We start from the raw sequence: 20,323 nt of genomic DNA on the forward strand, positions 1-20,323 counted from the left end.
CGTGTTCCCATGGCACTTCCCGCCATCTCCCCCTATCCGCTGCCGTCCGCCCACGAGTTGCCCGCGAACCGGGTGACCTGGAAGGTCGATCCCGCCCGCGCCGTCCTGCTCGTGCACGATCTCCAGCAGCACTTCCTCTCCGCGTTCCCGGCCGGCGAGCAGCCGCTGACCGGTCTGCTCGCCAACACCGCCCGGCTGACCAGGGCGGCCCGCGGGCTCGGCGTGCCGGTCGTCTACTCGGTGCAGCGCGGCGGCCAGAGCCCCGAGGAGCGCGGGCTTCAGCTCGACTTCTGGGGCCCGGGCGTGGCGGACGACCCCGTGGCGCTCGCCGTGCCCGACGCGGTGGCGCCGGAGCCGGGCGACACCGTGCTGACCAAGTGGAAGTACAGCGCGTTCGTGCGCACCGAGCTGGCGGAGCTGCTGCGCTCCACCGGCCGCGACCAGCTGGTGATCGCCGGCGTGTACGCGCACATCGGCGTGCTGATGAGCGCCTGCGACGCGTGGATGCGGGACATCCGGGCGTTCGTGGTCGCCGACGCCGTCGCCGACTTCTCCCGTGCGGACCACGACATGGCCCTGCGCTGGGCGGCGGGCCGCTGCGCGTGCGTCACCACCACCGACGCGCTGTTCGAGGAGATCGCAACGATGCCCCTGACCCTGGAGCGGATCCGCGCCGACGTCGCCGACGTGCTCGGCGAGGACCCCGCGGACATCCCCGTCGACGACAACCTCCTCGACCTCGGCCTGGACTCCGTCCGGATCATGGCCCTCCTGGAACGCTGGCGCCGCGAGCACGCCGTCACCGCGGACTTCGCGGACCTGGCCGAGCGGCCCGCCGTCGAGGCGTGGGCCGCGCTGCTGGGGGCCACCGCATGAGCACCGCACCTTCCCGTACCGCGGACGTGCCGGGGGATGTGCTGCCGCTCACCGCGGCCCAGTCGGGCATGTGGTTCGCGCAGGCCCTGGACCCGCTCAGCCCCGCCCAGAACACCGCCGAGTGTCTGCACCTGGACGGACCGATCGATCCGACGCTGTTCGCCGACGCGCTGCGGCGGGTCGCCGAGGAGGCGGAGTCGCTGCGGGTACGGATCGAGGACACGCCCGACGGGCCGCGCCAGCGCGTCGTGGACGCCGTCGAGCCGCCCCTCACGGTGCTCGACGTGTGCGACGAGGAAGAGGCCGGGGCGTGGATGCGCGCGGACCTGGCCGAGCGTTGCAACCTCGCGGCCGGGCCGCTGTTCCGGCACGCCCTGTTCCGGGTGGGCGGCGGCGAGGAGCGCTGGCTGTGGTACCAGCGCATCCACCACCTGGTCATGGACGGCTTCGGCTACTCCCTGCTGGTGCGCCGTACCGCCGAGGTGTACTCGGCGCTGGCGCGCGGGGAGGAGCCGCCCGTCCGCTCCTTCGGCCGGCTCGCCGACCTGGTCGCGGACGACGCCGCCTACCGTTCCTCGGCGGCCTTCGCGGCGGACCGCGCGTACTGGACGCAGGCGTTCGGGGACCGCCCGCAGGCGCCCCGGCTCGCGGGGCGCGGGGCGCTGCCGTCACGGACGTTCCGCCGCCGGACGGCGCATCTCTCCCCCGAGGTCACCGAAACGCTGCGTGGTGTGGCGGCCCGGCTCCGGGCGACCTGGCCGGACGTGCTCATCGCCGCGCAGGCGCTGTACACCTCGCGGGCGACCGCGCAGTCGGACGTGGTGCTGGGCCTGCCGCTGATGGGCCGGATGGGCTCGGTGGCACTGCGCGTGCCCGGCATGGTGATGAACGTCGTGCCGCTGCGGCTGACCGTCACCCCCGAGGCGACCTTCGCCGACCTGGTGCGGCAGGTCGTGCTGGGCATCCGCGAGGTGCGCCGCCACCAGCGCTACCGGTACGAGGACATCCGCCGCGATCTGGGGCTGCTCGGTGAGAGCCGGGGTCTGGTGGGCCCGCTCGTCAACGTGATGCCCTTCGACTACGGCGTGGACTTCGCGGGCACACCGGCCCGGGCCCGCAACCTGTCCGCCGGTCCGGTCGACGATCTGACCGTCAACATCTACGACCGCGCCGACGGCCGCGGCCTGCGCATCGACCACGACGGCAACCCGGCCCTGTACGGCGACGACGATCTCGCCGCCCATCAGGAGCGGTTCCTGCGGCTGCTGGAGCGACTCGCCACGAGCGACCCGCACCTGCCGCTCGCCGCCCACGCCATCGCCACTCCCGCCGAACGGGCCCTGGTCCTGGAGGAGTTCAATCGCACGGACCAGCCGGTCCCCGCCACCACCCTCGTCGGGCCCATCGAGGCACAGGCCGCCCGTACCCCCGACGCGACCGCGCTCGTCCACGGCACGACGTCTCTCACGTACGCCGAACTCGACGCCCGAGCCAACCGATTGGCGCACCACCTCCAAAGCCTCGGCGCCGGGCCGGGCGCGTCGGTCGCGGTGTCGGTGCCCCGGTCGACGGAACTGATCGTCTCCCTGCTCGCCGTGCTGAAGGCGGGTGCCGCCTATCTGCCCCTGGATCCGGACTACCCGGCGCCCCGGCTGGCGTACATGCTCGACGACGCCTCCCCGGTGTGCGCCGTCGCCGACCGCGCCGACCGGCTGCCCGACGGGAGGACGCCGGTCGTGTCCCTGGACGGACTGGACCTCTCCGCGTGTCCGGCCGTGACCCCCGCGCGGGCGCTCACCCCCGCCCACCCCGCGTACATCATCTACACGTCCGGCTCCACGGGCCGGCCCAAGGGCGTGGTCGTGTCACACCGGGCGATCGACAACCGGCTGCGCTGGATGCAGCACGAGTACGCCCTGGAGGCAGGTGACCGGGTCCTCCAGAAGACGCCCTCCTCGTTCGACGTGTCCGTGTGGGAGTTCTTCTGGCCGCTCAGGACGGGCGCGACGCTGGTCGTGGCCGAGCCCGGCGGGCACCGGGAACCGGCGTACCTGGCCCGGCTGATCCGCGAACAGGCCGTCACCATCTGCCACTTCGTGCCGTCGATGCTCCAGGTCTTCCTGGCCGAGCCGGGCGCGGCCGACTGCGGTGCGGCGCTGCGCCGGGTGTTCGCCAGCGGCGAGGCACTCCCCCGCGAGACGGCGAACGCCTTCGGGCGCGCGCTGCCGGGAGTCGGGCTGCACAACCTGTACGGGCCGACCGAGGCCGCCGTCGACGTCAGCTTCCACGCGTGCGCACCACAGGGTGCGGGCCCGGTGCCGATCGGGCGGCCGGTGTGGAACACCCGGCTGTACGTCCTGGACGCGGCCCGGCAGCCCTGCCCGCCCGGGGTGCCGGGTGAACTGTTCCTGGCCGGACGGCAGTTGGCGGACGGCTATCTCGACCGCGCCGAGCTGACCGCGTCCCGGTTCGTCGACGACCCGTTCGGGCCGCCCGGCAGCCGGATGTACCGCACGGGCGATCTCGCCCGCTGGAGCGCCGACGGCGAGGTGGAGTACCTCGGGCGCACCGACCACCAGGTCAAGCTGCGCGGACAGCGCATCGAACTCGGCGAGATCGAGGCCGCGTTGGCGGCGCGGCCGGGGGTCGACGGTTCCTGTGCGGTGGTCGTCGAGGACCGGCTGGTCGGCTATGTCACCGGGGACGTCGACGCCATGGCCGTACGGGCGGCGCTGGCGCGGGAGCTGCCGGAGCACCTGGTCCCGGCCGTCGTGGTGGTCCTGGAGTCGTTCCCGCTGAGCCCCAACGGCAAGCTGGACCGGCGTGAGTTGCCCGCCCCGGTCTTCTCGGGCGGGGCGGGAGGCGAGGGACGGCGCCCGGCGAGCGGGTACGAGGAGGTCCTCACCCGGCTGTTCGCGGAGGTGCTGGGCGTCGGGCGGGTCGGCCCCGACGACGCGTTCTTCGATCTGGGCGGCACGTCGCTGCTCGCGGTGCGGCTGGTGGCGCGGGTCCGGGAGGAGTGCGCGGCCGAGCTGACCATCGGTTCGCTCTTCGAGGCGCCGACCCCGGCCGCGCTCGCCGGCCGGATCGAGGCGGCGGGACCGGCCGCGCGGGACGCCCTGGACGTCGTCCTGCCGCTGCGGGCGCGGGGCGGGCGGGCCCCGCTGTTCGCGATCCATCCGGCGGGCGGGCTGTCCTGGTGCTACGCGGGGCTCGCCGCGCGCCTCGGACCCGACCAGCCGGTGTACGGCATCCAGGCGCGCGGTCTGTCCGGGGACGAGCCGCTGCCGGCCACCCTGCTGGAGGAGGCGGCCGACTACGCCCGGCGGATCCGGGAGGTCCGGCCGCAGGGCCCGTACCGGCTGCTGGGCTGGTCGGTGGGCGGGATCCTCGCGCACGCCGTGGCCGTCCTGCTCCAGGAGGCCGGCGCGGAGGTCGAACTCCTGGCGCTGCTCGACGCGTTCCCGGCCGAGCAGTGGCGGGAGCGACCCGCGCCCGAAGAGGGCGACGCCCTCACCGCCGTCCTACGGATGGCGGGCTTCGACCGCACTGGGGAGCGGACCCGCGAGGACGTCCTGGCCACCCTGCGCCGGGCCGGCAGCCCGCTGGCGGGGCTGGCCGACCACACGCTCTCGCGGATCGTCGACATCGTGCCGAACCACGCCCGCATGATGCGCGAGCACCGGCACCGGGTCTTCGAGGGCGACCTGCTGTTCTTCACGGCCGCCGCCCCGCGCGCCGAGGACTGGCTGACCCGGGAGGCGTGGCGGCCGCATGTGGGCGGCGTGATCGTCAACCACGACCTGGACTGCACCCACCCGCAGCTGATGGCCGACCGCCACCTGGACGAGGTCGCCGTCCATCTCACCGCCCGTCTCAAGGAGCTGGACGCATGAGCTCCACCAGTCCGTCGGCCAGTTCCGTGCGCCAGCAGAGGTAGTCGTGACCACCGTTGAACTCCCGGTAGGTGGAATCGTGACAGCCGAGGGCCTGGAGGGCGTCCCTCAGTCGGCGGGCCGCGGGCAGCGCCACCCACTCCTGCTCGCCGAAGGAGAGCCGCAGACGCACCGGTGGCCGGGGGCCCTCGGCGAGGGTCCGGGTGAGCCACTCCGGCTCCGGCCCGACGGGCCACCAGAACGAGCCGGACTGCACCAGGGCGTTGCCGAAGCGGTGCGGGGCGGCCAGGGCCGCGTAGGCGGCGGTGAGCCCGCCGAGGCTCTGGCCGGCGATGACGGTGCGTGCCGGATCGTCGGAGAGGGGGACGGACTTCGCGGCCCACGGCAGGAGTTCGTCCGTGAGGAAGCCGAGGTATTCGGGGCGGCAGGCGAGTTCACGCCAGCGGGTGGGCTCGTCCACGGCCTCCGGCAGGACGGCGGCCGTCGGCGGGATCCGTCCGTCGGAGATGAGGGTGTCGAGAAGCCGGGACACACCGAGCCGCGGCTGCCAGTGCTCACCGTCGAGCAGCACCAGCACCGGAAGCCGCTCCGGCCGGCCCTCCGTGCCCGCCGGCCGGTACAGCCAGCACCGGCGGGTACCGCCCAGCAGGGCGCTCGGCACCGTGTGCTCGGTGACGGTGCCCCGGGGCACGTTCGGCCGTGGCTCCCAGTCGACCGCCCGGGGAGCAGCGGGCAGTTCGGCGTACGGGACGGGGGCCGCGCCCCAACGATGGGGCAGCGAGCGGGGGTTGAACGGATCGGGGCGGCGACGGGTGCGCAGCCACTGCCAGTGGGCCGGGCTCCCCGGCGGGTCCTGCTCCGGTCCGTCGCCCTCGTCGACGTAGAGGTCGTAGGTGCCGCGCCAGTCGTGGCGCAGGCGGAGCGTCCAGTGCCACACGTCGGTGCCGGGGACACGCTCCATCAGGTTGTCCTCGGGCGCGCGCGGATCGCCGAGCTTGTTCGGCAGGACCTGCACGGCCCGGGTGGCCGGGGTGCCGCGCCACAGCCAGGTGACGGCGTGGTGGTCCTCGCTGCCCCGCGGGTCGGGGCCGACGAGCGGGGTGCCGCGCCGGCGGACCTCGGACCAGAACTCCTCGACGCCGTCCGGGCCGGGCAGCGCGCAGACCGGTCGTGCGAGGCGCGGGACCGGGTCCGGTCGCGGCAGCCGGGGCGGACGGTGCGGGGTGCCCTCGGGCGGCGCGGACCAGGACATACCAACAGACTCCCTCATTCGATAAGGCAAGCCTAACTTCACCTTCATTGCGCTTGCCGTGCGGCACATCTCCCTCATCTGCCAGGAGCAGTTCTCATGACCTCTCACAGAATCGGCGGCCGGGTGCTCGCACTCACCGCCGGAACCGCCCTCGGGCTCGGCGCACCGGCCATGGCCCTGCCCGTCGCCGGGAACGGGCACGCCACCGTGGCGCTCGCCGCCGAGGCGGTCTCGCCCGCCGTCACGCTCGGCGCGGACACCGTCCAGGCGGGCGGCGAGGTGTCCTTCACCGTCGCCGGGTTCCCGGCCGGCGGGACGCTCAGCGTGAAGTTCGACGACGCGACCCTGCTCAAGCAGTTCACGATCGGCGACGACGGCACCGTCACGGGGGCGGTGACCGTTCCGGCGGGCACGAGCGCCGGCGCCGGGCACTGGCTGCGGTTCCTCGCCCCGCAGACCAGCGTCAGGAGCGCCGACCTCACCGTGACCACGGCTTCCTCCTCCCCCTCCCCTTCGCCCGGCCCGACCGCCGAACCCGCGGTGAAGCTCACCGGCGGCGCGTCGGTCACGGCGGGCGACAAGGTGGCGTTCAGCCTGTCCGGGTTCGTCGAGGGCCAGACGGTCACGGTGAAGCTGGACGACACGTCGATCCTCACCCGGTTCGGCAAGGCGGTCGCCGCGGACGGCACCTTCTCGGGTTCGGTGACGATCCCCGCGTCCACCTCTGCCGGTGACCACTGGTTGCGCTTCCTGGCCCCGGACCCGGCGACCAGCCTCAAGGCCGACCTCAAGGTGACGGCGGCGGCCACCAGCGGCGGCGGAGGCGGCGCGGGCGGAAGCAGCAGCGGGACCGACTCGAGTTCCGGTGGCAGCGGTTCCAGCGGTGGCTCGGGCTCCACGGGCGGCTCGGGCTCTACCGGCGGCTCGAGTTCCGGTGGCGGATCCGGCTCGTCCTCCCCGTCGGTCTCCCTCACCGCGGGAACACGTGTCGCCGCCGATGGCAAGGTCTCCTTCCGGGTGACCGGCTTCCCTGCCGGGCAGCAGCTGACCGTCAAGCTGGACGACGCGGAGATCATCGGTCAGTGGCAGGGCGGCATCGGCTCGGACGGGACGTTCTCGGGCACGGTCACCGTCCCCTCGGACACCCCGGCCGGCGCGCACTGGCTCCGCTTCCTCGCCCCGAACCCGGCGACCAGCCTCAAGGCGTCCTTCACCGTCACGTCCTCGTCGGCCTCCACGACCGCCGCCGCCGGCGGCGGTACGACGGGCGCGTCCGCGACGCCCGTACCGGCCGCGTCCGGTGAGCCGGCCTCCGCCACCAACGCGGCCGGCGCGAAGGCCGAGATCACCGCCGGCCAGGTGCAGGCGGGCGGGACGCTGCACTTCGAGGTGACGAAGTTCCCGGCCGGCGAGACCGTCACCGTCAAGCTCGACGACGAGGACATCCTCGGCCAGTGGAAGGCCGACGCGCAGGGCTCGTACGAGGGTGACGTCGCCGTCCCCGCGGGCACCTCCACCGGCGCGCACTGGCTGCGCTTCCTCGCCCCGAACCCGCCGACCTCGCTGAAGGTCGCGTTCACCGTGACCGGCGCGGCCGGCACCGGTTCCGCGGCGTCCTCGTCGACCACCGCGCCGGGCCCGACGGAGGAGAAGACCCTCGCGGCCGCCGCCTCGGTGCAGGCCCCCGTCTCCTACGCCACCATCGCCTGGTCCGCGGCCGCCGCGGCGGCCGGCGGCGCCGGCGGGGCCGCGGCCACCACGCTGTTCGTGGTGCGCCGTCGCCCCGCCGCGGCCGGCTCCGGCGACTGACGGGCCCTCAAGGTCCGCACAAGCTCCGGCACGTTCCGTGCCGGCTGGGGTGGAACCCCGGATCTCTCATCATCAACGCTGCACACAAGGGAGCACATCCATCATGACCACCCGTATCAGCCGTCGTCGCACCCTGGCCTCGGCGGCGATCGCCGTGGCCCTCACCGCCGGCAGCACCCTGGCGCTGGCGGGGACCGCGTCGGCCCACTCGACGGCGTTCTCCGCGACGACCCTGCCGCTGGCGACCGGGCAGTACCAGTCCGCGTACTCCGAGCGCAACGACGCGCTCTGGGTGACCACCGCCGTGGGTCGCGCGGCCACCAGCACCACTCTGCTGAAGGTCGACCCCGAGACCCTGACGGTCGAGCAGACCGTCCTCCCGCCGGTCCTCGACGCCGCCACCGGCGCCCGCGAGGCCGTGTACGGCGTGGCCGTGGACGACGAGCACAACACCGTCTGGGTGACCAACACCCGCAGCAACACCGTCGCCGTCTACAGCCAGAAGACCGGCGCGCACCTGGCGACGCTGCCGAACGTGGCGCACGCCCGTGAGATCGTCGTGGACGAGAAGCACAACACGGTGTGGGCCTCCGCGTTCGGCGCCGGCTCGCTCGTCGCGTACGACTCCAAGACGCTCACCGAGAAGAAGCGCGTCACGGTCGACGGCTCCGGCCCGGCCGGTCTCGCGGTCGACGAGAAGACGGGCACGGTGTACGCCACGGACCTCTCCAACGACCGGATCATCGAGGTGAACCGCGCCTCCGACACCCCGCGTCTCATCCCGACCGGTGACGGACCGATCTCCATCTCGCTGTCGAAGAACGGCCGTACGGCGTACACGGCCGACCAGACGGCGGGCGGCGTCTCGGTCGTCGACCTGCGCACCGGCACGGTGACCAAGTCGGTCGCCACCGGCGCGGGCACCCTGTCGGTCGCCACCGACGACCGCTCGGGCGATGTCGTCGTGGTCAACCGCACCGCCGCCACCGCGACCGTGGTCGACCCGCGCAAGGGCGTCGTCGAGGAGACCGTCGCCACCGGCACCAACCCCAACCACGTGGAGGTCGCCGACGGCGTCGCCTACGTGGTCGACAAGTCGGGCGCGGGCGCGAACGGCGAGGACCAGGTGACCGTGATCCACCTCGGGCACTAGCCACGGCTGGGCCCCGGCAGGTTCGCACCGCCTGCCGGGGCCCTTCGCCCGCTCACGCGGCGTGGATCACATGGGGAGTTCAGCCCTCGCCGTTCTCCTTGCCCAGCCAGTAGCCGAAGCCCCGCCGGGTGTGGATCAGGACGGCCGCCTCCTGGTCCACCTTGCGCCTGAGCCGGGAGACGAGTTGCTCGATCGCGTTGTCGCCACGGAATTCGCCCCAGACGTACCGGCCGATCTGCTCCTTCGACAGCACCCGGTGCGCGTTGTCCAGGAGGTGACGCAGCAGGCGGTACTCGGCAGGTGTGAGGTCGAGGTCGCGGGTGCCGCGCCGGGCCCGGCAGAGGGTGTCGTCGAGGACCAGGTCGCCATAGCCGGGGGCGTCGCCCCCGGCTCCCGGGCGGCCGGGGGCGGTGCCGCGCAGAAGCAGCCGCATGCGGGTCAGCACCTCGGGCACCCGCAGGGGCTTGGTCACGTAATCCTTCTGCCCCAGGTCGAGTTCGGGCAGGAGCCGGTCGAGAAAGTCGTCGGAGGCGAGGTAGAGGACCGGAGGCCGGTGAGCGATCACCGGGCGGCCCACCGCGTCGACCCCGGTCAGATCCGGTCGGGCTGTGTCGACGACCAGCAGATCGAACCGGTGGGCCCCGAGCCGGGCCAGCGCTTCGGTGGCCGTGCCCGTGAGGCCCACCCGGTAGCCGGCCGGCTCCAGGCTGGTGACGAGCAGTTCGGCGAGGTCCGGTTCACCCGTGATGACCAGGACCGACCGGCCCGCGCCGCGGGTGAGTGGCGGTTCGCTCCTCAGGGGGGAGACGGGACGGGCCGACGGTGCGGCGGGGGCCGCAGCGCCCCTGGGGTCCCCGAGAGCGACCCGACCGTCGTCACGGCGTGGGTGTCGTCGTGCCGGTGTCAAAGGCGTGCCCTTCGTCGGCGGGATGGGCCAGGAAGACGTCCACCAGACGGTGGACCAGGTCGGCGAGCCGGCGCAGTTCGCCCGGCGACCAGTCCGCCAGGACCAGCTGCATACCGCGTGCGCCCGCTTCGCCCAGCCGCGCGACGGCGTCCTCGCCGAGCGGAGTGAGCCGGATGCGCCGGGCGCGGCTGTCGTCGGGATCGGCGACCCGGGTGACATAGCCGGACTTCTGTAGCCGCTGCACCTGGCGGGTGACATGGGAGGCCTGCACGGCGAGCACCTCGGCGAGCTCCCCCGGGCGCAAGGGGTCGTGGTCGGCGATCTGGCGCAGCATCGCGACGGCGGCCCGGTCGAGCGGCACGCCCGCCACGGTGATCAGCCGGTCGTGCTGCCGGGCACGGGCGCCCAGGTAGGCGACCCGGGTGAGGGCCCGTTCCAGCTCGACCGCCGCGGGCGAGGCGGGCGGCACCGCCGGCTGCGCGTGGGACATGATCTCACCCTACCCTTCTGGTTGCCTAACTCAAGTAAATCATCTCGTTTGCTTGACTCAAGTAATCCAGATGTGTTTGCCTAACTCAAGCAATCCGGGAGTCGCCTTGAGCGGAGGCGGCCCCCGGCCGCCGAACCCGTGGGGACGGGGATCGGCGCGGTCCCCGGGCCCGGCAGCCGGCACACCCCGCCCGGCGCCGGGCCCCGGGACGCCTCCGACCTTCCACGCACGCTCGGCCGCCCCGGCCGCTTCTCCCCCGGCCGAGCACAGCTCCACGACACAGCTGCACGGCGTGGATCACCCGGGACGACAGACAGGACTCCTGCCATGAAGAACTCCGTACGAGCCGCGCTGGCCGGCGCGCTCGCCTGCGGCGTGCTCACCACCGCGATCGTGATCAGCAGGCACGACGGCTCTCCCGGATCCGCGCCGCCCGGCGGCCCGTACGTGGCGCTCGGCGACTCCTACACCGCCGGTCCCGAGATCCCGGGCCAGGGCGGCAGCCCCGCCGGCTGCGACCGCTCCGACCGCAACTACCCGGCGCTCGTCGCCCGGCGGCTTGACCTGCCCGCCACCGACTTCCGTGACGTCAGCTGCACCGGCGCGACCGTCGCCGACCTGACCTCGGCCCAGTCAACGGACCGGGGCACCAACCCGGCGCAACTGGCCGCCCTGTCGGACCGGACCCGGCTGGTCACCCTCGGCATCGGCGGCAACGACATCGGCTTCGCCCCGCTGGTGAAGAGCTGCGTGAAGTCCGGAGTGCTGCACTTCGCGCTGAGCGGCCTGACGGACGGGAAGGACGCCACCGGGGACGCGCCCTGCCGGGCCCGGTACGTCTCCGACGGCACCGACGAGGTGCAGCGGCGCATAGCGGCGGCGGACCGACGGCTGGCCACGGCCCTCGCCGAGGTCGGCCGACGCGCGCCGAAGGCCCGCGTCTACGTCGTGGGCTATCCCGCGATCCTGCCGCCGCACACCACCGGTTGCGGTGGCGAGATGGGCCTCGCCGCCGGCGACATCACCTACCTCCACGACAAGGAGCAGCAGCTGAACAGGATGCTGCGCGAGCGGGCCGACAAGGCGGGGGCCGGCTATGTCGACACGTACACGCCCTCGGTGGGGCGCGACGCCTGCGCCGACCGCCAGGTGCGCTGGGTCGAGCCGCTCGTGCCGCGAGCCCCGGCCGCCTCCGTCCACCCCAACGAGCGCGGCGAGCGGGGCATGGCGGACGCCGTGCTCAAGACCCTCGGCGTCTGACGTGCGCGGCCTCCTGACTTCGACCCTCCGGGTGGGTCGCGGTCCCCCGGATTCCGTCAGGGCTTCCCCGAGCCCGGCAACACCTGTCTCCAGCAACCGAGTTCCCCCAGCGAGAAAGGCTCCCTCATGAGCACGATGAAGTCCGTCCGGACCGGCGGGGTCGACAAGATCGACGTCGTGGACGTCGAGCGACCGGTGCCCGGTCCCAAGGACGCGCTCGTACGGATCCGCGCCTGCGGCATCTGCGGCACCGACGTCACCTTCCTGCACATGGGCGGTATCCCCGCCCGGGCCCATCTGGGCGGTGAGCTGATCCCCGTGGCGCTCGGCCACGAGCCGGCCGGTGAGGTCGTGGAGGTCGGCGCCGAGGTGGACGGCCTGAAGGCGGGCGACCGCGTGGTGGTCAACCCGCAGGACGCGCCCACCGGCATCATCGGCTGCGGCGGAAAGTTCGGCGGGATGAGCGAGTACCTGCTGATCGAGAACGCCGAGGTCGGAAAGAGCGTCGCCGTCTTCCCCGACACCGTGCCGTTCGACGTGGCCTCCCTCAACGAGCCGATGGCCGTGTCCCGGCACGCCGTCAACCGCTCCGAGGCGGGGCCGGGCGACAAGGTCGTCGTGTTCGGCGCCGGGCCGATCGGACTGGGCGCGGCGATCTGGCTGAAGCTGCGCGGTGTGGAGCACGTGGTGGTCGCCGACGTCATCCCCTCCCGGCTGGAGAAGGCACTGGCCGTCGGGGCGGACGCCGTCATCAATTCGGCCGAGGAGGACGTGGCCGCGCGGCTGACCGAACTGCACGGGCAGAGCGCCAACGCCCTCGGCCAGCCCCGGCCGGGCACCGACATCTTCATCGACGCGGCCGGCGCCCCGGTCGTCTTCAACACCGTGGTGCAGTCCGCGAAGTGGCACGCGAAGCTGGTCATGGTGGCCGTGCAGAAGAAGGGCGAGATCGACCTCGGCGGCATGCTCCGCAGCGAGCTCACCCTCATCGCCTCCCAGGGCTACCCGACCGAGATCTTCGAGGTGACCCCGGAACTGGTCGAGCACCAGGAGCGGTTCGCCAAGCTGATCAGCCACCGCGTCCCGTTCACCGAGGCCGCCCGTGCCTTCGAACTCGCCCTGACCCCGGGCGCGGCGGAGAAGGTCGTCGTCACGCTGGACGACTAGGACCTCCGCACACGGGTCCGCCGGTCCGAGCGTGTCCGCCGGCCGGCGGCCCGTGTGGTTCTCCCCCCACCGTCCCCCTCCCCCGCTTCTCTTCACGAGAGGAACGGCACTCCATGCGCGCGACCCTGCGACAGGCGGCGCGGGCCACGGTCCATCTCTTCCTGGCCGCCGCCATGGCCTTCGGGTCGTACCTCTTCATCACCGTCCTGCTGATCGCCGCCACCGGCGCGGTCTCGGGGGTCGGGATCTGGCTGCTGCCCGAGACCGTGCTGCTGATCCGCCGGATCGCCGGGGCCAAGCGGCGCTTGACGGCGTCCTGGACCGGCCGGGAGATACCGGAGGCGTACCGAACGGTCACCGGCCCGCTGCGCGAGCGGCTGCGGACGGCCGTCGGGGATCCCGGCACTCTCACCGATCTGCGCTGGATGGGGGCGTACTACGCCTACGGCTGGCTGACGTTGTTGATGCTGCCGCTGTGGCCGGTGGGCCTCCTCGTCGACGGTGTGCGGCGCGCCCTGCTGGGCCGCGAGGCGCTGGTCCTGCCGTTGCTCGTCCGGCTCGCCGACCTGGAGGCGGGCTGGTCGGCCGCCCTGCTCAGACCCTCCCCCCAGGCGCTGCTGGCCGGTCGGGTCGAGCAGCTCACCGCGACCCGGGCGGACGCGGTCGCCGCGCACGGCGCCGAACTGCGCCGGATCGAACGGGACCTGCACGACGGCGCCCAGGCGCGGCTGGTCGCGCTGTCGATGCGGATCGGACTCGCCCAGCGGGCGTACGGGGCCGACCCCGACACCGCGCGGAAGCTGCTCACCGACGCGCAGGACCAGGCCGAGGAGGCCCTGACCGAACTGCGGCACGTGGTACGCGGCATCCATCCGCCGATCCTCACCGACCGGGGACTCGAGGGGGCCGTACGGGCGCTGGCGGGCAGCAGCGGACTCGGGGTGACCGTGCGGACCGACCTGCTCCCGGACGGCCCACGGGCGCCGGCCGCGGTGGAGGCGGCCGCCTACTTCGTGATCGCCGAGGCGCTGACCAACGCCTCCAAGTACAGCGGGTCGGACCGGGCCGAGGTCGTGCTGGCCCGCTCCCGGACCGGGCTGAGCGTGCGGGTGTGCGACGAGGGGTGCGGCGGCGTCGACGAGAGCGCCGGATCGGGGCTGCTGGGCATGCGGCGCCGGGTCGCCGCGCTCGACGGGACGGTGCGGGTGACGAGCCCGGTGGGCGGGCCCACGGTGATCGAGGTGGAGCTGCCGTGCGTGTGGTGAGCGCAGACCCGGGCGACCCGCCGTACGACGGTCACGGCGGCCCGTACCGCGCCGCGCGGAGGCCGACGCCGGCGGGAGTCCGCCCTCCGCCCTCCCCGGTGGGCGACCGCCCGGCAGGGAGCGCCGGGGCGGCGGCCCGCGCCCCTCGTGCGCGGCGGGTCCCGTCCGCGCCGGGTCCACGCCCCCACCGGAGTCAGCCCATGTGCATCCCCTGGCAGCGCTACGCGGACGACCACACCCGCACCGTCGACACCATGACGGCCGTCCTGCTCTTCGCGGCCTTCCTCTTGGGCAGCGAGATCACCGTCCTCGGCGCCGGCCGGCCGGACACCGCGGGCCCGACGATCGCCCTCGGGCTGCTCTCCTGCGGCACGCTGCTGCGGTGGCAGCGCACCCGCCCCGGCGCTGTCGTGGCCTTGACGACCGGCGGCGCGGCCGGCGCGATCGCGCTCGGCCACCTCATCACCCCGCTGCTGCTGGGCCCCCTCATGCTCGCCCTCTACCGGTTGACCGTGCGCGCCGGCCGCCGTTCGTCGCGCCGCCACTACTGCGCCGCCCTCGCGGTGATCGTGCCGGCCGCCCTGCTGGCGGACCCCGTCGCGCACCACCCCTGGCCGATGAAGACGATCAGTCCCGCGGTCTGGCTGCTGTTCCCGATCGTCACCGGCAACCTGGTCCGTCTCCAGCGGGCCTACGTCGACGCCGTCCAGGCCCGCGCCGAGTACGCCGAGCAGGGCCGCGAGGAGGAGGCGCACCGCCGCGTCGTCGAGGAACGGGTGCGCATCGCCCGTGAACTGCACGACGTCGTCGCCCACCATCTGGCTCTCGCGAACGCCCAGGCGGGTACCGCGGCGCACCTCGCGCGCACCCATCCCGACCGCGCCCACGGCCTCCTCACCGACCTGGCGGGCACGACCTCCTCGGCGCTGCGCGAGCTCAAGGCCACGGTGAATCTGCTGCGTCGGTCGGACGAGGGCGACGCGCCGCTCGCCCCGAGCCCCGGTCTGGCGCAGCTGACCGAGCTGACCCGGACGTGCGCGGGCGCGGGCCTGGATGTGCGGGTCGCGACCGAGGGCACGGCACGGCCGCTCACCCCGGGCGTGGACCTGACGGCGTACCGCATCGTGCAGGAGGCGCTGACCAACGTCACCAAGCACACCGGCGCGCGAACGGCCCGGGTGCTGCTGTGCTTCGACCGCGACCGGCTGACGATCACCGTGACCGACGACGGAACCGACGGAACCGGCGGGCCCGCCGGGCCCGTCACGGTCGAGGACGGCCGCGGGTTCGGCCTGATCGGTATGCGCGAGCGCGCCGAGTCCGTGGGCGGTGCCCTCCGGGCCGGGCACCGCCCCGAGGGCGGCTTCCAGGTCACCACCCGGCTGCCCCTCTACCCCGACGCTCCCGCACCTCCCGCACCTCCCGCACCTCCCGCACCCACAGAACGGACGCCATGACCATCCGCGTGCTGCTCGCCGACGACCAGGCCCTGCTCCGGGCGACCTTCCGGATCCTCATCGACACCTGCGACGACATGGAGGTGGTGGGCGAGGCCGGCGACGGCGCCCAGGCGGTCGACCTCGCGCGGCTGCACCGCCCCGACGTGGTCCTGATGGACATCCGCATGCCCGGCACCGACGGCCTCGCCGCCACCGCCGACGTCTGCGCCGACCCGGGCCTGTCCGACACCCGGGTGCTGATCCTGACGACCTTCGAGATCGACGAGTACGTCGCCCGGGCGCTGCGGGCCGGCGCGAGCGGCTTCCTCGGCAAGGACGTCACCGCCGACGCCCTCCTCGACGGGATCCGCACCGTCGCCTCCGGCGAGTCGCTCCTCTCCCCGCTCGCCACCCGCTGTCTGATCGCCCGCTTCCTCGCCTCCCCCGCGGAGGGCGCCCGGCTCGGCTTCCCCGACGACCTCGCCGGGCTCACCGCCCGCGAGCGCGAGGTGACGGCCCGGGTCGCCGAGGGCCGCTCCAACGAGGAGATCGCCGAAGAGCTCTTCGTCAGCCCGCTGACGGTCCGCACCCATGTGCACCGCGCCATGACGAAACTCGGCGCCCGGGACCGCGCCCAGCTGGTCGTCATCGCCTACCAGTCGGGGCTCGTCCGGGCGCCCGAGCCGCTGCCCGGCGACCACTGAGCGCACGACCGGCACAGCGCCGTTCAGGCGAAACCGCGGCCTCTTCCGCGTGCTTCGGCCCGACCGCGTCCACAACTCACCCGTGACCCTCCCTCTCATCGCCCCCATGCTCGCCACCCCGGGCCGACTGCCGCCCGCCGCCCAGGACGCGCGCTGGGCCTACGAGACCAAGCAGGACGGGCAGCGGGCCGTGCTGTACCTCCCCGGAGACGGGAGCGTCACCCTGCGCGCCCGTTCGGGGGAGGACATCACCGGCGCCTATCCCGAGCTGCGGCCGCTGGCCGGAGCGCTCGGCGCCACGCCGGCCGTGCTGGACGGTGAGGTCCTCGCCCTGGACGGACAGGGCCGGGCCGACTTCCAGCTGCTCCAGTCCCGGATGGGCCTGGTCCAGGCGCCGGGCAAGGCCGCACGGCTGGCGGCGACGGCACCCGTGCACCTCGTGCTGTTCGACGTGCTGCATCTGGGCGGGCAGTCCCTCCTCCCGCTGTCGTACACGCGGCGCAGGGCCCGGCTGGAGGCGCTGGCGCTGGAGGGGCCGTTCTGGTCGACGCCGCGTGCCCTGGTCGGACACGGGCGGGAGGCCCTGGAGGCGACCCACGCCCACGGCCTGGAGGGACTGGTCTGCAAGCGGCTGGACTCGGTGTACGAGCCGGGGGTGCGCTCCCGCGCCTGGATCAAGATCCGGAACATGCGTGTCGCGGACGTCCTGGTCGGCGGCTGGCTGCCCGGCAAGGGACGGCTGACCGGGCTGCCCGGCGCCGTCCTGGTGGGGCAGCGGGCCGCGACGGGACTGCGGTACGTCGGCGGGGTGGGCACCGGCTGGAGCGAGGCCGAGCGGGTCGAACTCGCGGCCCTCCTGCGGGCCGCCGCGACCGACGAGTGCCCCTTCGATGCCGTACCGCAGGCGCCGGGCGCGCGCTGGGTCGTGCCCCGGCTGGTCGGAGAGGTCCGGTACAGCACACGGACCCGGGCGGGGCTGCTGCGCCAGCCGTCCTGGCTTCGGCTGCGGCCGGACCTGACGCCCGAGGAGTCGGCGGCGGATCTGCCGGACATTTCCGCCTGACCTCGCCTCAGCAGCCAAGTATTGGGCTGTGCTTCACCACTGATACGCCTGCGACCTCTTGGCGTGGAGGGGAAAACCGGGGAAGCTGAGCTGCTTTTCAACTCCCTCTCCCCACACAGCCGTTCGGCTGCGCCCGAAACCCCGAGGAGGACGCAGTGTCGTCATCGAAGTTCAAGGTCCACGGCAGGAGGTGGCTGACCGGGTTCGCCGGTGCCGCCGCACTCGTCGTCGCCCTCCCGTCGGTTGCCTTCGCCGCCCCGCCGACGGCCCTGCCGTCCAACGCCGAAGCCGCCGAACTGACGTATCAGCCCGCGTTCGACTACGACACGGACGGCTGCTACTCGACCCCCGCCATCGGCCCCGACGGCACGATCAACGGCGGGCTGAACCCGACCGGCGCCCTCAACGGCAGCTGCCGGGACGCCTCCGACCTGGACAACACCAACAGCTACTCGCGCTACAAGTGCAACAACGGCTGGTGCGCGTACCTGTACGGCCTCTACTTCGAGAAGGACCAGGCCATAGCGGGCAGCAGCATCGGCGGGCACCGGCACGACTGGGAGCACGTCGTGATCTGGGTGCAGAACGGCCAGGTCCAGTACGTCTCGACGTCCAACCACGGCTCGTTCACCGTGACCGCGGCCTCCGGGGTCCGCTTCGACGGCTCGCACGCGAAGATCGTCTACCACAAGGACGGCATCAGCACGCACTGCTTCCGGCTCGCGAACTCGAACGACGAGCCGCCGGAGAACCACAAGGGCACCTGGCAGTACCCGCCGCTGGTCGGCTGGAACGGCTACCCGGCGGGTCTGCGGGACAAGCTGAGCGCGTACGACTTCGGCAGCGCCAACTTCGGCCTGAAGGACGCCAACTTCAACAACCACCTCTCCTCGGCGAAGCCGTCCGGGATCGCCTTCGATCCCGCCGCGTGAGCCTCGGCCGCCGTCCGCGGGTCGGGGTGCGGACTCCCCGACCGTGGACGGCGGCGCACGCACGCCCCATGATGTCCGGATGGATCTTCACGACGAACTGCCGCCGGCCGTGCCGGCGAAGGAGCTGCTCGCCCTCGCCGAGGATCATCACGCCCGCACCGCCCGGCCGTTGGGTGCCCGAGAGGTCGCCGGGCACCTGGTCAAGGCGTACGCGCTCGAGGCGCCGGGGCGGACGGTGACGGAGCCCGCCGCCCGGGAGGCGCTGCGGGTCGCCGCCGGCCACCTGGAACTCGGGGCGCTGCGGGGATCGCTCGGCCTCGCCGTCGTGCTGGTGCACGCGGGCGGCGACGGGGACTATCTCCTGGTCCACACCTGGATCGAGGGCCATATGTCGGACCTCGCGGTGTTCACGGGTCCGGCCGGCCGGCCCGAGGACCTGCGGCCGGGGCGGGTGGGGCTGGCGCCATGTGTGTGGGAGGCGGCCGTCCTGGCCCATGAGCGCGACGCCTTCGTACGGCACGTCCTGGACGGCACCGGCCCCCTCGTGGAGCGGCTCGCCGCCTGGGGCGCGGACACGGTCGAGGGGGACGTCAGGTGAGCGCCGCAGCACGGGTCCGGCACGCCGAACGGTCCGATCTGCCGCGCGTCGCCGAACTCGCCGCCCAGCACGCGGAGTACGAGCGCGCCGCCCCGCCCGTGCCCGACCTCGCGAAGCGGCTGGCCGGGCTCCTCTTCGACGCCCCGACGCCCCGGCTGTACTGCCTGGTCGCCGAACTGCCCGACGGCGAGGTCGTCGGCTACGCGACCTGCGCGCCCGAGCTCTCCACCTGGGAGGCCCGCGAGTACCTCCACATGGACTGTCTGTTCCTCACCCCCGGCCACCGCGGCCTGGGTCTGGGCGCCCTGCTGATGAACGCCGTGGCTGCTCAGGCCCGGAGTCTGGGCATGAGCGAGGTGCAGTGGCAGACCCCCGCCTGGAACGAGGGGGCGATCCGCTTCTACGCCCGGCTCGGCGCCCTCGGCACCGACAAGCGGCGCTTCGTTCTCGACGTGACCTCGCGGACGTGACCTCCCGGACGTGACCTCCCGGACGTGACCTTCTGACGGCGCAGAACCGACGAGCGGCACGGCACGCGGTCCGCGAGGGTCTATCGTGTCCCGCATGTCCGTTCCGGAAATGATCCGCATCGTCTCCCGTGACTCGCCCATGGCGCTGGCCCAAGTGGAGCGCGTGCGCTCGGAGTTGGCCGTCCTGCATCCCGGTGTGCGCACCGAGGTCGTCCCGGTGAAGACGACCGGCGACAAATGGATGGGCGACCTGTCCAAGGTCGACGGCAAGGGTGCCTTCACCAAGGAGGTCGACGCGGCGCTGCTGGCCGGTGCGGCGGATCTCGCGGTGCACTGCGTCAAGGACGTGCCGGCGGACCGGCCGCTGCCCGCGGGCACGGTGTTCGCCGCGTTCCTGAAGCGGGACGACATCCGCGACGCCCTCGTGCACCCGGGTGGCCGCACCCTGGACGAGCTTCCGGCCGGGACGCGTATCGGCACCTCCTCGGTGCGCCGGGTCGCCCAGCTCGCCGCCACCCATCCCCACCTGGAGTGCGTGCCGTTCCGGGGCAACGCCAACCGGCGGCTGGAGAAGCTGGCGGCGGGCGAGGCGGACGCGCTGCTGCTCGCCGTGTCCGGCCTGGAGCGCATCGAGCGGCGGGACGTGATCACCGAGGTGCTGTCGCCGGAGACGATGATGCCGCCGATCGGCGCGGGCGTCCTCGCCCTCCAGTGCCGCGAGGGCGACACCGACGTCATCGACGTCGTCAGCGGGCTCGGCGATCCGGCCACCCATCGGGAGGCCACGGCGGAACGCATGTTCCTGCATGTGCTCCAGGGGCACTGCAACAGCCCGATCGCCGGCTTCGCGCGCGTGGACCGCAGTGGCGAACTGTCGCTGCGCGCCTGCGTGTTCACCCCGGACGGGAAGACCCGGCTGAACGCCCACGAGTGGGCCGGCCGGCTGGACCCGGCGACGCTCGGCACGTCGGTGGCGGTGTCGCTGCTGCGTCAGGGCGCACGCGAGATCATCGACGGCATCCCGCACTGACCGTCCGCCGCC

At 73.6% G+C, this 20,323-nt stretch carries 17 protein-coding genes and 1 pseudogene; 15 read left to right on the top strand and 3 right to left on the bottom strand.

Annotated features, from left to right (window positions below):
• Nucleotides 1–9 precede the first annotated feature (9 nt).
• The 3 genes and pseudogenes from G9272_RS03585 to G9272_RS03590 form a co-directional block, all read left to right on the top strand.
• Nucleotides 10–639: pseudogene (locus tag G9272_RS03585) on the top strand (isochorismatase family protein); the annotation flags it as partial.
• Between the two features lie 6 nt (nucleotides 640–645).
• Complete coding sequence (locus G9272_RS45065) at nucleotides 646–876, top strand: phosphopantetheine-binding protein (protein WP_253268161.1); 231 nt, start codon at nucleotides 646–648, stop codon at nucleotides 874–876.
• On the top strand, nucleotides 873–4,772 hold the full coding sequence (locus G9272_RS03590) for a non-ribosomal peptide synthetase (RefSeq protein WP_171395159.1): 3,900 nt from the start codon (nucleotides 873–875) through the stop codon (nucleotides 4,770–4,772). Before G9272_RS45065 ends, G9272_RS03590 begins: the two co-directional genes overlap by 4 nt.
• Here the strand turns inward: G9272_RS03590 and fes are convergent.
• Nucleotides 4,753–6,024, bottom strand: coding sequence for an enterochelin esterase (gene fes / locus G9272_RS03595; RefSeq protein ID WP_171395160.1), 1,272 nt, complete (start codon nucleotides 6,022–6,024; stop codon nucleotides 4,753–4,755). The two genes, G9272_RS03590 and fes, sit on opposite strands and share 20 nt — an antisense overlap.
• A 96-nt stretch (nucleotides 6,025–6,120) precedes the next feature.
• On the opposite strand from fes, the gene G9272_RS03600 reads away from it, so the two are divergent.
• Nucleotides 6,121–7,833, top strand: coding sequence for a hypothetical protein (locus tag G9272_RS03600; protein ID WP_171395161.1), 1,713 nt, complete (start codon nucleotides 6,121–6,123; stop codon nucleotides 7,831–7,833).
• A 103-nt stretch (nucleotides 7,834–7,936) separates the two neighbouring features.
• Nucleotides 7,937–8,986: a Vgb family protein gene (locus G9272_RS03605; RefSeq protein WP_171395162.1), complete on the top strand. Its 1,050-nt coding sequence runs from the start codon at nucleotides 7,937–7,939 to the stop codon at nucleotides 8,984–8,986.
• Between the two features lie 79 nt (nucleotides 8,987–9,065).
• Here G9272_RS03605 and G9272_RS03610 read toward each other — a convergent pair whose 3' ends face one another.
• Together G9272_RS03610 and G9272_RS03615 are read right to left on the bottom strand one after the other, a co-directional pair.
• On the bottom strand, nucleotides 9,066–9,785 hold the full coding sequence (locus G9272_RS03610) for a response regulator transcription factor (protein ID WP_171401825.1): 720 nt from the start codon (nucleotides 9,783–9,785) through the stop codon (nucleotides 9,066–9,068).
• A 76-nt stretch (nucleotides 9,786–9,861) separates the two neighbouring features.
• Nucleotides 9,862–10,383, bottom strand: a complete 522-nt coding sequence (locus G9272_RS03615; RefSeq protein WP_171395163.1) for a MarR family winged helix-turn-helix transcriptional regulator — start codon at nucleotides 10,381–10,383, stop codon at nucleotides 9,862–9,864.
• Nucleotides 10,384–10,710: 327 nt separating this feature from the next.
• Between G9272_RS03615 and G9272_RS03620 the strand changes: the two genes are divergently transcribed.
• The 10 genes from G9272_RS03620 to hemC all read left to right on the top strand — a co-directional run bounded on the left by G9272_RS03620 (nucleotide 10,711) and on the right by hemC (nucleotide 20,311).
• Nucleotides 10,711–11,643 carry an SGNH/GDSL hydrolase family protein gene (locus tag G9272_RS03620; protein ID WP_171395164.1) on the top strand — a complete coding sequence of 311 codons (933 nt, stop codon included), beginning with the start codon at nucleotides 10,711–10,713 and terminating at the stop codon, nucleotides 11,641–11,643.
• A 126-nt stretch (nucleotides 11,644–11,769) separates the two neighbouring features.
• Complete coding sequence (locus G9272_RS03625; protein ID WP_216377799.1) at nucleotides 11,770–12,810, top strand: zinc-dependent alcohol dehydrogenase; 1,041 nt, start codon at nucleotides 11,770–11,772, stop codon at nucleotides 12,808–12,810.
• A gap of 113 nt (nucleotides 12,811–12,923) precedes the next feature.
• Nucleotides 12,924–14,075, top strand: a complete 1,152-nt coding sequence (locus G9272_RS03630; protein WP_171395165.1) for a sensor histidine kinase — start codon at nucleotides 12,924–12,926, stop codon at nucleotides 14,073–14,075.
• 200 nt (nucleotides 14,076–14,275) lie between these two features.
• Nucleotides 14,276–15,532, top strand: a complete 1,257-nt coding sequence (locus G9272_RS03635; protein ID WP_171395166.1) for a sensor histidine kinase — start codon at nucleotides 14,276–14,278, stop codon at nucleotides 15,530–15,532.
• Nucleotides 15,529–16,218 (top strand): response regulator, encoded by a 690-nt coding sequence (locus tag G9272_RS03640; protein WP_171395167.1) that lies wholly within the window; start codon nucleotides 15,529–15,531, stop codon nucleotides 16,216–16,218. The genes G9272_RS03635 and G9272_RS03640 overlap by 4 nt, the downstream gene beginning before the upstream one ends.
• 82 nt (nucleotides 16,219–16,300) lie before the next feature.
• Nucleotides 16,301–17,281 carry an ATP-dependent DNA ligase gene (locus G9272_RS03645; RefSeq protein WP_171395168.1) on the top strand — a complete coding sequence of 327 codons (981 nt, stop codon included), beginning with the start codon at nucleotides 16,301–16,303 and terminating at the stop codon, nucleotides 17,279–17,281.
• Nucleotides 17,282–17,436: 155 nt separating this feature from the next.
• Nucleotides 17,437–18,213 carry an NPP1 family protein gene (locus tag G9272_RS03650; RefSeq protein WP_142268651.1) on the top strand — a complete coding sequence of 259 codons (777 nt, stop codon included), beginning with the start codon at nucleotides 17,437–17,439 and terminating at the stop codon, nucleotides 18,211–18,213.
• A gap of 79 nt (nucleotides 18,214–18,292) precedes the next feature.
• Entirely contained in the window at nucleotides 18,293–18,811 is a 519-nt protein-coding gene (locus tag G9272_RS03655) for a hypothetical protein (protein WP_171395169.1), read from the top strand.
• On the top strand, nucleotides 18,808–19,281 hold the full coding sequence (locus tag G9272_RS03660) for a GNAT family N-acetyltransferase (RefSeq protein ID WP_171395170.1): 474 nt from the start codon (nucleotides 18,808–18,810) through the stop codon (nucleotides 19,279–19,281). The genes G9272_RS03655 and G9272_RS03660 overlap by 4 nt, the downstream gene beginning before the upstream one ends.
• Before the next feature lie 94 nt (nucleotides 19,282–19,375).
• On the top strand, nucleotides 19,376–20,311 hold the full coding sequence (hemC, locus tag G9272_RS03665; RefSeq protein WP_171395171.1) for a hydroxymethylbilane synthase: 936 nt from the start codon (nucleotides 19,376–19,378) through the stop codon (nucleotides 20,309–20,311).
• Nucleotides 20,312–20,323: the final 12 nt, after the last annotated feature.

This window comes from Streptomyces asoensis (assembly GCF_013085465.1).
GTDB lineage: Bacteria > Actinomycetota > Actinomycetes > Streptomycetales > Streptomycetaceae > Streptomyces > Streptomyces cacaoi_A.

What these genes read in the sequence shown, in the direction of transcription:
- G9272_RS45065 (WP_253268161.1), top strand. Translation starts at nt 646, where the DNA reads ATGCCCCTGACCCTGGAGCGGATCCGCGCCGACGTCGCCGACGTGCTC.
- G9272_RS03590 (WP_171395159.1), top strand. Translation starts at nt 873, where the DNA reads ATGAGCACCGCACCTTCCCGTACCGCGGACGTGCCGGGGGATGTGCTG.
- fes (WP_171395160.1), bottom strand. Translation starts at nt 6,024, where the DNA reads ATGTCCTGGTCCGCGCCGCCCGAGGGCACCCCGCACCGTCCGCCCCGG.
- G9272_RS03600 (WP_171395161.1), top strand. Translation starts at nt 6,121, where the DNA reads ATGACCTCTCACAGAATCGGCGGCCGGGTGCTCGCACTCACCGCCGGA.
- G9272_RS03605 (WP_171395162.1), top strand. Translation starts at nt 7,937, where the DNA reads ATGACCACCCGTATCAGCCGTCGTCGCACCCTGGCCTCGGCGGCGATC.
- G9272_RS03615 (WP_171395163.1), bottom strand. Translation starts at nt 10,383, where the DNA reads ATGTCCCACGCGCAGCCGGCGGTGCCGCCCGCCTCGCCCGCGGCGGTC.
- G9272_RS03620 (WP_171395164.1), top strand. Translation starts at nt 10,711, where the DNA reads ATGAAGAACTCCGTACGAGCCGCGCTGGCCGGCGCGCTCGCCTGCGGC.
- G9272_RS03625 (WP_216377799.1), top strand. Translation starts at nt 11,770, where the DNA reads ATGAGCACGATGAAGTCCGTCCGGACCGGCGGGGTCGACAAGATCGAC.
- G9272_RS03630 (WP_171395165.1), top strand. Translation starts at nt 12,924, where the DNA reads ATGCGCGCGACCCTGCGACAGGCGGCGCGGGCCACGGTCCATCTCTTC.
- G9272_RS03635 (WP_171395166.1), top strand. Translation starts at nt 14,276, where the DNA reads ATGTGCATCCCCTGGCAGCGCTACGCGGACGACCACACCCGCACCGTC.
- G9272_RS03640 (WP_171395167.1), top strand. Translation starts at nt 15,529, where the DNA reads ATGACCATCCGCGTGCTGCTCGCCGACGACCAGGCCCTGCTCCGGGCG.
- G9272_RS03655 (WP_171395169.1), top strand. Translation starts at nt 18,293, where the DNA reads ATGGATCTTCACGACGAACTGCCGCCGGCCGTGCCGGCGAAGGAGCTG.
- hemC (WP_171395171.1), top strand. Translation starts at nt 19,376, where the DNA reads ATGTCCGTTCCGGAAATGATCCGCATCGTCTCCCGTGACTCGCCCATG.